Raw genomic sequence first — 11,816 nt, 5'->3', positions numbered from 1 at the left:
GTCATCCTCTCAGCCGACCTTGGTGCCGCCGACGGTGACGTTGTCGATGCGCAGCGTGGGCAGGCCCACGCCCACCGGCAGCCGCTGCCCGCCCTTCATGCACACGCCCATGCCCGGGTCGGGCATGGGGTCGCACCCCACGCGCGTCACGTTCTTCAGCGCCTCCGGCCCCACGCCGATGAGCATCGCGTTCTTCACCGGCCGGCCCAGCTTGCCGTCCTCAATCTGGTACGCCTCGCTCACCTCGAAGACGAAGTTGCCGTTGGTGATGTCCACCTGCCCGCCCCCGAACGTGGCGCAGTACAGGCCGCGCTTCACCTCCTTGAGGATGTCCTCGGGGGAGTGGTCGCCCGGGGCGAGGAAGGTGTTCGTCATGCGCGGCAGCGGCAGGTGCTTGAAGGACTCGCGGCGCCCGCTGCCCGTGGTGCGCTGGCCCATCAGCTTCGCGTTGTGGCCGTCGTAGAGGTAGCCCTTGAGGATGCCGTTCTCGATGAGGACCTTGCGCTCGCCGGGGTTGCCCTCGTCGTCGATGTTGATGGAGCCGCGGCCGTTGGACACGGTGCCATCGTCGATGACGGTGACCAGGTCGGAGGCGACCTTCTCACCCAGCTTGCCGGCGAACAGCGAGGTGCCCTTGCGGATGAAGTCCGCCTCCAGGCCGTGCCCCACCGCCTCGTGCAGGAGGATGCCGCTCCAGCCGGGCGCCAGCACCACCGTCTGCGGGCCCGCCGCGCAGTCCACCGCGCCCAGCGTGGCCACCGCCTGCCGCGCCGCCTCGCGCGCCACGCCCTCGGGCGGGAAGCTGTCCCAGTGGTTGAAGGACACCCGGCCGCCGCCGCCGTGCATGCCGGAGCGCTGCTCGCCGTTCTTCCCCTGCGCGACGACACTCACCGCGAGCCGGCACAGGTCCTGCGAGTCCTCGGTGTAGCGCCCCTCCGTGTTGGCCACGGCGATGCGGCGCGTCTGGTCCGCGTAGGTGCCATTCACCTGCTTCACCCGCGAGTCGAAGCCGCGCGCGGCCTTGTCCGCCCGCATGAGCAGGTCGGCCTTGAGGGCCACCTCCACGTCCGCCAGCGGGGTGGAGACGCGGTAGTGGCTGGGCACCGCGGCGCGGCGCACCGGGAAGCTGCGCTCGGAGCCGCCGCCCTGGGCAATCATCGCCGCGGTGGACGCGGCGCGCAGCAGCGCGGGCTCGTCCCAGTCGTCGGAGAAGGCGTAGCCCACTCTTCCATTGGAGATGACGCGCACGCCCACCCCCTGGATGAGGCCCGTCTGCGCGCTCTTGATGCGCGACTCCTCCAGCACCACCGCGGTGCTCACCATGCGCTCCACGTACACCTCGGCGAAGTCACCTCCCCGCTCCATGGCCACGGCGAGCAGGCGCTCGAGCAGCGGCTGGGGCAGCAGCGAGGTGACGGGCGCACGCCGGGCCACCGGGGGGGCAAGCTGGGAGGTGGGGGCGCGCCGCTGGGACGCAGTGGCTCGGGGCATGTTTTGGGGACTCCCGCGGTGAGGGCGATGGGGTATGTGGGCACCTACATAGGAGGCGGCGCCGCCCGGAGCAACGCTCAATGCCCCGCCTTCTTTCCCGGGTCTTTCCAAGCTGATCGGCCTGTTCGCATTCCCACCGTGGGAACGGCGCTCTAAGATGCCGGGCGTTTCGAGACTGGAAACCACCCCATGCCTCCTCGTCCTCCACCCTCCTCTCGCGCTGGCGCCGGCCGTTCCGGCGGTGGCGCGGGGGCGGATTCCGAAAATGCGAAGCCTCCGGCCCGGCGCCGGCCCGCCCCTGGCGCGCCCTCGTCCGAGGACGAGGACTTCTCCGCCCCGCTCTCCGGGGAGGAGGGCTACCCGGAGGACGGCCCCGCCAACCCCGAGCTCTACGGTGACGCGAGCGGGGCGCCGCGCTCGCGCACGGACGAGACGCGGGTGGCGGCCATGCGGGAGGTGGAGGAGGAGCGCCCGCGCCAGGACGAGGACGACAACCCGGACGCCACCCGCGCCGGGCCGCCGGTGCAGATGCTGGTGCTGGCGGGGCCGGACCGGGGCCGCAAGAAGCGCTTCCAGAGCGTGCGGATGGTCATCGGCCGCAACAAGGACTGCGACTTCGTGCTGGAGGACCAGTCGGTGTCCCGCCGCCACCTGGAGCTCGTCTACGGCGAGGGCGGGGTGGTGATGCGTGACTTGGGCAGCGTGGCCGGCACCCAGGTCAACGACCAGCGCGTGGACGAGTGCGTGCTCAAGCACGGGGACGAGCTGTCGCTGGGCAAGACGCGCCTGCGCTTCGTGGACGAGGCGGAGCAGCTCAAGGAGCTGCGCGAGCAGGCCGAGGCCCGCGAGGCCGAGGAGAAGCGCGAGCGCGAGGAGGCCGCCAAGGAGGCGGAGGAGAAGCGCAAGTCCACGTCCGTCGCGCGCGGCAGCGAGGTGGACCCGAACGACCCCCGCTTCAACGAGGCCACCAACGCCAACTACAAGCTGCCCGACCTGCTCCGCGACGAGGCGAAGGGGAAGGGCAAGGGCGTGAGCAAGGGCAAGGGCGCGGTGGCGATTCCGCGCCCGCGTCCCCCCACGCGCAGCTCCGTCCAGGGCGGGATGAACAGCAAGCAGAAGCTGCTGGTGGGCGTGGCGGGCGGCGTGGTGGTGCTGCTGGTGGCGGGGCTCCTGCTGCTGCCCAAGGGGCCGCCGCCCCCTCCGCCGCCGGACCCGGCCGTCGAGCGGGCGAAGCTCTTGATGCAGAAGGCGCGCGAGGCCGTGCGCGCGGACGACTTCGCCAACGCGGTGCGCCTGGTGGAAGAGGCGGAGAAGCTGCGGCCGGGCATCGACGAGGAGGGCCTGGCCCGGGGCGCGAAGAAGCAGCAGGAGGTGCTGGACGCGTTCCAGGCCGTGCGCGCCCTCATGGACGAGAAGAAGTTCGACGAGGCCCGCGCGAAGCTGACGGACACCCCGCAGGGCACGGCGAAGACGGACGACGTGCGCCGCAAGCTGGAGGCGGAGCTGGAGGAGAAGGACGTGCTCTGGCGCATCCAGCAGGTGGAGGAGGCGCTGGCCACCAGGGACCCGGAGGCGGTGCGCCCGCTGCTGGACAAGCTGCCGGCGGTGAACCGCCCCGCCTTCGAGACGAAGCTGGCGGACCTGGAGGCGGAGCTCGCGAAGGAGTCCGCGGACGACGCCCGCCGCAGCCGCAGCCAGCGCGAGCGGGCCGCCCAGGCCGCCAAGGAGAAGCGCCAGCAGTTCATGGAGGAGGCCTTCGTCGACGTGGAGCGGCGCTTCAACGGCGGCGAGTACCAGCGCGCCATCCTCGAGTGCGACCGGGTGGTGGACAAGCACAAGGGGGACAAGGAGGTGCGGGACAGGGCCATGACCCTCAAGCGCCTCATCCCCCAGTTCGAGCGCAACCTGGCGGACGGCCAGAAGAAGATGGACTCCAACGCCCTGGAGGCGGCGGCCAAGCCCCTGCGCCTGGCGGCGGAGCTGTACCGGAAGATTGGCTTCCGGGGCTCGCTGGGCAACACCCTCGACGAGCAGCTCGCCTCCTCGTCCGTGGCGGCGGGGCAGGCGGCCCTCAAGAAGGGCAGCCTGGCGGCCGCGGGCTCCAACTTCCGCGAGGCCCTGCGCCTCAACCCCGGCGACGGCCGCGCGCGCGACGGGCTGGAGACGCTGCAGAAAAAGGTCGAGGAGCTGTACCTCCAGGCCTATATCCAGCGCGACAGGGACCCGCAGGCGGCGGCCGAGAAGTTCAAGATCATCATCGAGTCCGCCTCCGAGGGCTCCGAAGTGAAGCGCAAGGCGGAAGTGTTCCTGAGCGAGCTCCAGCCGTGAGCGGTGGCTCGCAAACAACGAAGGTCTTGGTCTTTGGAGAGATGGGATGAGCGAGTCGTCGCTGCGTGAGCTCGGGATGGACCTCATCGAGGAGCGCCAGTTCGAGCGCGCCCTCGCCGTGTTCGCGGAGGCGGTGCGCCGGGTTCCCGCGGACCACCGCTCACGGATGATGGCGGCCCGCTCCCTGGCGGAGCTGGGCGAGCGCGAGCGCGCCGTCACGGCGTACCATGCGTGCGCGGAGGGCCTGCTGCGCCGCGACTACCTCCTGTCCGCCATGGCCGCGTGCAAGCTGGCGCTGGACCTGGCGCCCAACGAGCGGCGGCTGAAGGACACGCTGATGCGGCTGCACGCGCGCGCGGTGCGCAACGCGCCGGGCCGCGCCGCGGTGCCGCCCCCGCTGCCGCCGGAGGTCCTCTACGACGGCAAGGTGGACACGGACCTGATGGGGCTGCAGGGCGAGGAGCTGTCCAACCGCGCCATCGAGGTGCTGGCCGCGACGGACCCGGGGGGCTCGGCGGACCCGAACAGCCGCCCGCCGCTGCCGCTGTTCGCGGAGCTGGACCGGGACGCCTTCCTGGACCTGGTGGGACGCATGGCGTGGCGCCGGGTGAAGCCGGAAGAGGTGGTGAGCCGCGAGGGCGAGCCGGCGGACCACCTGTACGTGCTCGTCGCGGGCAAGGCGGAGGTGACGCGGCAGATGGATGGCGAGGCCAAGACGCTGGGCTTCCTCGGCGGCGGCTCCATCTTCGGGGAGATTGCCCTGCTGACGGGCGCTCCCCCCACGGCGACGGTGACCGCCGTCTCGGACACGGAGGTATTCGAGATTCGCCGCGAGCACCTCAACGCGGTGGCGAAGAACCACCCGGCGGTGCCGCAGGTGCTGGCGGACTTCGCGCAGCAGCGCATGGCGCGAAACCTCATGGCCACCTCGCCCATGTTCCAGACGCTGCCGGAGTCGGAGCGGGGCGCGATGCTGCAGCGCTTCACCTTCCGTGCGCTCCAGGGGCGCGAGAAGGTCCTGGTGGAGGGCGAGCACTCGCCGGGCCTGTTCCTGGTGCTGGCCGGAGAGCTGGTGGTGCAGAAGGAGGACCCGGCGGGCGGGCAGGTGACGCTGGGCGTGCTGCGCGAGGGCGACGTGGCGGGCGAGATTTCGCTGCTGACGGGCCTGCGCGCGTCGGCCACGGTGGTGGCCACGCGCAAGACGGCGGCGGCCTTCCTGGAGCGCGCGGCCTTCCAGGAGCTGGTGAAGGGCTTCCCGCACATCCGCACGTACCTGGAGCAGCTGTCGGACCGGCGGCTGAAGCAGATTGGCGAGGCGCTGCGGCCCGCCGAAATCATCGACGCGGACGAGCTGGTGCTCGAGCCCGAGGCGGCCTGAGGAGATGCTGATGCTGTCTCGCTCGCGGGTGGTGGGAGTGGGTCTGGCGCTGCTGGCCGCGGGCGCGGTGCTGTTCTTCTGGCCGCGCCCGGAGCCCGGCGTCCAGGAGGCCATCACCCGCCGGGTCATCGCCATCACCCGCGCCGCGGAAGCGAAGGACGTGGGCGGGGTGATGGAGCACGTCTCCGAGCGCTTCCGCAGCGACGGCGGCGGCTGGGACAAGAAGCAGGTGCGCGGCGTGCTGCTGGGCCAGGTGCTGCGCGGCCAGTGGGTCCGCGTCTTCATGACGAACCTGGAGGTCCGCGAGGTGTCCCCCACGCAGGGCGACTTCCAGGCCCGCTTCATCTTCGGCCGCTCGGAGGCGGAGAACGTGCGGGACCTGGCCGCCGACAGCGTGCTGAACGCCTACCTGATTGAAGGCACCTTCGAGAAGGAAGCGGACGGCGAGTGGCGCGTGGTGCGCGCAAAGCAGCGCCCGCTGAACCCGACGGACCTCCTGTAGCGGGGGCGGTGCGGGCCCTACTGGAGCAGGGCGCCCGTCTCCGTCACCCACGCCCTGGCCATGGAGCCCTGGCCGGCGGACTCCAGGTTCTTCTTGATGCCGTCGATGCGCGCGGCCAGCTCCTCGCGGGGCGTGCCCTGCGCGCGGGCGCGGGCGAGGCCGAAGTAGTAGTGCTGGCAGCCGGCGGCGTACTCGCTCTGGGCGAAGAGCAGGTCGCCCATGGCGGTGTAGGCCTCCGCCAGCGCGCCCGCGCCGGAGTCCGGGGCCACCGAGGCGAGCAGCGCCCGGGCATTCGCATAGTCCTTGCGGGCCAGCAGCAGCGCGCCCTTGGCGTACTGGGCGCGGGCCAGCCCCACGCCTCGCGCGGTGATGGCCTTGTCGTACGCGGCCAGGGCGTCGTCCTGGCGGCCCGCCGCCTCCAGCACGCCGCCGCGCGCCAGCCAGTAGCGGCCGTCCTGCTCCAGCTGGCCGGCCTTCTTCCCGTCGGCCAGCGTCACCTGCACGGGGCCGAACGTCGCCTCGTACGCGTCCAGCAGCGCCAGCGCGCCGGCGCCATCCCCCGCGCCCTGCAGCGCGCGCGCGCCGTCCAGGTAGAGCAGGGGGGCGTTGCGCCGCTTCGCCACCGCGGCCTCGAAGGCGGCGCGCGCGTCCGGGGCCTTCTTCACCGCCAGCGCGCGGGCGCGGGCGAAGAGGGCGTAGTGGTCATCCGCCCAGGCCTTCAGCGCCTCGTCCGCCGCCTGGAGCGCCTCGTCCGGAGCGCCGCGCGCCAGCGCCAGCTCCGCCTTCAGCGCGCCGGCCCGGGCCTTCAGCACGGGCGTCAGCTCGGCGCCCCGGCCCTGCACCTCCGCGAGCACCTTCTGGGCCTCCTCCGTCTTGCGCCCCTGGTACGTGTGCGCCAGCGCCGCGGAGACGCGGGCCAGCAGGTGGTCCGGGTTGACGGAGGTGGCCTTGCCGAAGGCCTCCACGGCGGGGCCGTACTGGCCCTCGTCCAGCAGGGCCTCGCCAAAGGCGGTGGTGAAGCGCGGGTCCTTCCAGGCCGTCTCCGCGGCGCGGGCAAAGGCCTGCCGCGCGCCGGGCAGGTCGCCTCGTGCCTGGAGCGCCATGGCCAGGGCCAGCGTCAGCTTCGGGCTGCTGGCGCCCTGCGAGCGCAGCTCCTCGAGGTACTTCTCCGCCTCGGCGGCCTTGCCCTCCGCGAGCATGTGCAGGGCGCGCGCGCCGTAGCGCTCACCGGAGCGGGACTCCAGGGCCTCGGCGCGGGTGAGGAACTCGCGGGCCTTGGCGTCCGCGCCGGGCTGGCGGTGCTCCAGCCACAGCATCGTCTGGATGTCGGCGGCCAGGGCCTGGGCGTCCCGGGACTTGTCGTTGAGCTGGAAGACGGCCTCCAGCTCCTTCATGGCCTGCGCCAGGTCGGCGGGGTTGCCGCGCTGGGAGGCCAGGCGGGCCGCGTGCATGCGCTCCTCGGTCTGCTTGCGCACACCGCCCCGGTGGACGAACCAGGCCACCGCGCCCACGAGGAGCACGGCCACCACGCCTACCTGCACCAGCGCGCTCTTCAGGCTCTCTCGCCGCTTCCAGTCCCCGCGCCCTTCGGTGGCCATGGCCCTGTCTCCCGCGCTGGAATCGATGGGTTGTGAACGATTGCGCCCGCTTGCTGAGTATAGGGGCCGCGCACAGATAGGGATGCCCCCCCGGGGTGTCAACGGTAGGGGGGCCGCCGCGTCCCTCCCACCTCAGCCCGCGTGGGGGAGGAAGACGGAGAACGTCGTGCCCGCGTCCCGGGTGGACCGCACCTCGATGCGGCCGCCGTGGCCCCGGACGATTTCGCGCACGATGAAGAGGCCCAGGCCGATGCTGCGCGTGGCATGGATGGCCCGGGGCACCGCGCGCTGGAGGGGCTCGAAGATGCGGGGCAGCAGCTCCGGGGCAATCGGCTCGCCCTGGTTGTGGACGGAGAGGACGACCTCGCCCTCCACCTGCGCGGTGCGCACCCGGACGGGCGTGTCCGGCGGGCTGTAGGCCAGCGCGTTGCCCACCAGGTTCGTCACCACCTGGGCCAGCCGGTCCGCGTCCCACTCCCCCCGTGCGTCGCCCGCGTGCTCCAGGAGGATTTCACGCTCGGGGGCGCCCAGCCGCACCTCCTCCACCACCTGCCGGGTGAGCTCGTGGAGGTCCCCGGGCTTGCGCTCCAGGGGGATGCCGCCGCCCAGGCGCGCCTGGGTGAAGTCGAGCAGGTCGCGGATCATCCGGTTGGCGCGGTCCGCGGACCCGAGGATGCGGGTGATGCCTCCCAGGGTGCGCTCGTCCAGCCCCTGCCGCCGCAGGAGCCCGCCCGCGGACATGGCGATGGCGCTGATGGGGTTGCGCAGGTCGTGGCTGACGATGCCGATGAGCTGCTGCTCGAACTCGGCGCGCTGGCGCTGCTCCGCCTCCAGGCGCTTGCGCTCGGAGATGTCCATGGCCACCGCCACGAAGCCGACCACCTGCCCGTCGGGCGCGCGCTGCGGGATGAACGTGGCCTCGAGGAAGCCCTCGCGATTGCCCGGGTAGGTGTAGGGCGTCTCGAACGTCACGTACTCGCCCTGGAGCGCGCGCCGGATGGGGCCCTGGACGCGGGCATAGTTCGCCTCGCCGCTGCGCTCGCGCACCGTGACGCCGTGCAGTCCCTCGGGCGTTCGGCTGAACCAGCGCTCATAGGTCTTGTTGTTGAGCTGGTAGCGCTCCTCGGTGTCGACGAAGGAGACGAGGTAGGGGATGGCATCGGTGACGAGCCGGAGCCGCTCCTGGCTGTCGTGCAGCGCCTGGGCCAGGGACTCCATCCGCTTGCGGGCCGCCACGTTCTCCGTGACGTCCGTGGCGACGACGATGATGCCCTCGACGCGGCCCCCGGTGTCCCGAAGCGGCTCGTAGACGACGTTGAAGTACCCATCCTCCAGGGCGCCGCCCTCGGCCTTGGCCAGCCGCACGTGCAGGCCGGCGCCCACGTAGGGCGTGCCCGTGGCCATGACGCCGTCGAGGAGCTCCTGGATGCCCTGGCCCACCACCTCGGGCAGCGCGTCGAAGAGCGGCCGGCCGATGAGCTGCTCATGCCCGCGGCCCCAGAAGCGGCACACCAGGGGGTTGGCCAGCTCGATGACGTACCGGGGCCCCCGGAGGATGGCGAAGGCCACGGGCGCCTGGAGGAAGAGGCTGTGCAGGCGCGTGCGCTCCAGCTCCGCCTCGGCACGGGCCTGCTGCAGCTCGGCCTGGGTGCGCCGCGCCTGGGCGAGCGCGCGTTCCAGGGCCTCCTCAGCCTCCTTGCGCGCGGTGATGTCGGACAGGATGGCCACGCCGGAGGTGATGTTCCCGGCCTCGTCGCGGATGGGCGTGGAGGAGACGGAGAAGGTGCCGCGCGTGCCGTCCCCGCGCTCCATCCGCAGCTCCTCTCCCTCCACCAGCTCGCCCTGCTGGATGGAGCGGGCGATGGGCCACTCCTCGTCCTTCAGCGGACGCCCGTCCAGATGGAAGCCGCGGTACCGGTGGTACTCGCCGATGCCACCGACGGAAGGCGGTGGGGCGCGCAGCATGCGGGCCACCTGGGGGTTGGTGTAGAGGAGCCTGCCGCCAGGGGCTTCGACGATGAGCACGGCGGAGGGAAGCTGCTCCAGCACCGTGGAGCGCAGCTGCTGCTCCGACTTCAGCCGCGCGGTGTCGCGCTCGGTATAGGCCTTCACCGCCACGAGCACGGCCTCGTCGATGGACTCGTGGAGCAGCATCCGCTCCCGGGTGGACAGGGCTCCGGCGCGCGGGCCGAGCCGGGTGAGCAGCACGCCGCGCAGCAGGCTGTACTCCCGCGCCAGCTCATCGAGGGTGAAGTGCTGGTGCAGCCGGTGCAGGGCATGCCGGCGCGCATCGTGGCGGAGAGGGGGGACGTCCGGAGCCCCGGCCTCCGTCGCCCGGGCGGCCGCTTCGATGGTGTCGAGCACGTCCGGGATGTGGTCGAGCAGCGCCTTCAGGTCCTCCTGCTCCACCACGCGTCGGGCGGAGGCGAGGGTCCTCCGGTCGAGCGCGAGGAAGTCCCGGACGATGTCCTCGCGCTCGTCGCGCAGGAAGTCCGCGAGGCTCGGGAGCTGGGACGTGCTGGACTCGGGGTGGGACATGGGGCGTGCCGCAACCTAGAGAGTCCCCAACGTGAAGCAACCACCGTCTTCGGGGCACGTCATCTCGTGGATGCCGCCTCGCCTGCTTCGCATCCAGGCACGCCAACGCAGGGAGCTCGGGAGACCCTGGCCGTCCCGCTCCCGCGGCGTAACGGTCGCCTCGCGAATGTCTGCCGGCCGACGGGAGGTGGGGCGGCGTGCACACGGAGCGCTCGGCCCGAATTTCCAGATGCCGCAAGCAGTCAGGGCTCGTCCCCCTTAAGGTGTCTCTTCAATGCAAACTCCCTCGCTTGATTCTCCGAGCCCCGAGTGCGACCCACAGGGGCCGGACGACAGGCGAGCCGTGACGCCTTACAGGCCCGGGGTATGGCTCATCGACGACAGCTCGCTCGATGCCCGGCGCACCCACGCGCTCCTCGCAGCCGATTACGCGGTGGAGGTGTTCCACGATGTGGGCCCCCTGCTGGAGCGGGTCTCCCAGAATGCACTCCTGCCCCATGTCCTCCTGCTCGACTGGCACCTGCCGGGCATCTCCGGAAGGGAGGCCCTCGCCTTCCTGCGCGAGCGCTTCGACGAGGTGTCCCTGCCCATCCTCGTCCTGACGGCGAGCACCGAGCGCGAGGACCTGGAGGCGGCCCTCCTGGCAGGCGCCAACGACTTCGTCCCCAAGCCCTACAACGACGTGGAGCTGCTCGCACGGGTGCGCACGCTGGTGCGCGTGCGCACCCAGGCCGATTCACTGCGCGAGCGCGAGGGGGCGCTGCGCCTCAGGGAGGCGGAGGCCCGACGGGCGCTGGCCGATGCCCGGGCCGCTCGTGCGCTCGCCGAGGGCGCCCTGTCCGACGTGCAGGAGGCCACGGAGGCCCTGCAGGACAGCCGGGCGCGGCTGCAGCTGGTGCTCGACACCATCCCCTCGCTCATCAACTTCGTGGACACCGAGGGGCGCTACGTCATCAACAACCAGGCCTACGCCGCCTGGTTCGGCGTCCCGGTGGGGGACCTCCGGGGCCGCCCGGTGCACGAGGTCTTCGGAGCGGAGAACTCCCGTCAGCTCGGTCCGATGCTCGAGCGTGCACGCGCCGGGGAGGTGGTGGAGTACGAGGTGCCTTTCATCTTCGGTGGTGGCCGCAGTGGCTACATCCATGGCACGCACGTGCCCTACCACGGGCCGGACGGGACGCTGCGCGGCTACGTGTCGCTCGTGCAGGATGTCACGGAGCGCAAGCGCAGCGAGGCGGCCCTGCGCGCGAGCCACCAGTTCGAGCAGCAGCTGATTGGCATCGTCAGTCACGACTTGCGCACCCCCCTGGCGGCCATCAACCTCACCGCCACGCTGCTGAAGCGGCAGGTCACCGGTGAGCGGGAGCAGCGAGGGCTCAGCCGCATCTGCCTCTCCGCCGAGCGTGCCACGAGGATGATTGGCGACCTGCTGGACTTCACGCGCGCCAGGCATGGCAGTGGCCTCCCCATCCAACGTCAGCTGACACACCTGCACGAGCTGGCCCAGACTGTCGTGGAGGAAGCGCAGGCCATGCAGCCGGGGGCGCGCATCGAAGTCGTGCGGGCGGGCGACGGTGACGGTGAGTGGGACCCGGACCGGTTGGCGCAGGTCGTCGCGAACCTGGTGGGCAATGCCCTCCAGTACGGTCCACAGGACCTGCCGGTGCGGGTGACCACGCAGGCGGAAGGGGATACCGCGACGCTGGAGGTGCACAACCACGGCAGGCCCATTTCCCCCGACCTGCTGCCGCGCATCTTCGAGCCGCTGGAGCGAGGCAGCGAGCTGGTGAGTCAGACGGGCCGGAGCATCGGCCTGGGCCTCTTCATCGTGCGGCACATCGTCCAGGCGCACGGCGGAACCGTCGACGTCCGGTCCACCGGGGCGGAGGGCACCACCTTCACCGTGCGCCTTCCCCGCCGTCTCCCAGGCCCCCCGGAGCGCCGGCCTTGAAGCGCTCCAGGGGCGCGTGTCCCCGCGGCC

7 protein-coding genes are annotated in these 11,816 nt (G+C 72.0%); 4 read left to right on the top strand and 3 right to left on the bottom strand.

The annotated features are described in order from the left end of the window. Nucleotides 1-9 precede the first annotated feature (9 nt). Nucleotides 10-1,491 carry a TldD/PmbA family protein gene (locus LXT23_RS28895; RefSeq protein ID WP_253983545.1) on the bottom strand — a complete coding sequence of 494 codons (1,482 nt, stop codon included), beginning with the start codon at nucleotides 1,489-1,491 and terminating at the stop codon, nucleotides 10-12. 189 nt (nucleotides 1,492-1,680) lie between these two features. Here LXT23_RS28895 and LXT23_RS28890 point away from each other — a divergent pair, with 189 nt between their 5' ends. From LXT23_RS28890 to LXT23_RS28880, 3 genes are read left to right on the top strand one after another with little or no spacing between them, the layout of a single operon-like run. Continuing rightward, nucleotides 1,681-3,819 (top strand): FHA domain-containing protein, encoded by a 2,139-nt coding sequence (locus tag LXT23_RS28890; RefSeq protein WP_253983544.1) that lies wholly within the window; start codon nucleotides 1,681-1,683, stop codon nucleotides 3,817-3,819. 46 nt (nucleotides 3,820-3,865) lie between these two features. After that, a complete protein-coding gene (locus tag LXT23_RS28885; protein ID WP_253983543.1) occupies nucleotides 3,866-5,197 on the top strand; it encodes a cyclic nucleotide-binding domain-containing protein in 1,332 nt (443 codons plus the stop codon). 4 nt (nucleotides 5,198-5,201) lie between these two features. After that, nucleotides 5,202-5,699 (top strand): hypothetical protein, encoded by a 498-nt coding sequence (locus tag LXT23_RS28880; protein ID WP_253983542.1) that lies wholly within the window; start codon nucleotides 5,202-5,204, stop codon nucleotides 5,697-5,699. Between the two features lie 17 nt (nucleotides 5,700-5,716). On the opposite strand, the gene LXT23_RS28875 is transcribed toward LXT23_RS28880, so the two are convergent. After that, nucleotides 5,717-7,297: a tetratricopeptide repeat protein gene (locus tag LXT23_RS28875; protein ID WP_253983541.1), complete on the bottom strand. Its 1,581-nt coding sequence runs from the start codon at nucleotides 7,295-7,297 to the stop codon at nucleotides 5,717-5,719. A gap of 132 nt (nucleotides 7,298-7,429) precedes the next feature. Next, nucleotides 7,430-9,835: a PAS domain-containing protein gene (locus tag LXT23_RS28870; protein ID WP_253983540.1), complete on the bottom strand. Its 2,406-nt coding sequence runs from the start codon at nucleotides 9,833-9,835 to the stop codon at nucleotides 7,430-7,432. Nucleotides 9,836-10,178: 343 nt separating this feature from the next. Here LXT23_RS28870 and LXT23_RS28865 point away from each other — a divergent pair, with 343 nt between their 5' ends. Further along, a complete protein-coding gene (locus LXT23_RS28865) occupies nucleotides 10,179-11,786 on the top strand; it encodes a sensor histidine kinase (RefSeq protein ID WP_253983539.1) in 1,608 nt (535 codons plus the stop codon). The last annotated feature ends 30 nt before the right edge of the window (nucleotides 11,787-11,816 follow it).

It is taken from the genome of Pyxidicoccus xibeiensis (genome assembly GCF_024198175.1).
Lineage (GTDB): Bacteria > Myxococcota > Myxococcia > Myxococcales > Myxococcaceae > Myxococcus > Myxococcus xibeiensis.
This window is presented reverse-complemented; position numbering and strand designations above follow the sequence as displayed.

What these genes read in the sequence shown, in the direction of transcription:
- LXT23_RS28890 (WP_253983544.1), top strand. Translation starts at nt 1,681, where the DNA reads ATGCCTCCTCGTCCTCCACCCTCCTCTCGCGCTGGCGCCGGCCGTTCC.
- LXT23_RS28870 (WP_253983540.1), bottom strand. Translation starts at nt 9,835, where the DNA reads ATGTCCCACCCCGAGTCCAGCACGTCCCAGCTCCCGAGCCTCGCGGAC.
- LXT23_RS28875 (WP_253983541.1), bottom strand. Translation starts at nt 7,297, where the DNA reads ATGGCCACCGAAGGGCGCGGGGACTGGAAGCGGCGAGAGAGCCTGAAG.
- LXT23_RS28880 (WP_253983542.1), top strand. Translation starts at nt 5,202, where the DNA reads ATGCTGATGCTGTCTCGCTCGCGGGTGGTGGGAGTGGGTCTGGCGCTG.
- LXT23_RS28885 (WP_253983543.1), top strand. Translation starts at nt 3,866, where the DNA reads ATGAGCGAGTCGTCGCTGCGTGAGCTCGGGATGGACCTCATCGAGGAG.
- LXT23_RS28895 (WP_253983545.1), bottom strand. Translation starts at nt 1,491, where the DNA reads ATGCCCCGAGCCACTGCGTCCCAGCGGCGCGCCCCCACCTCCCAGCTT.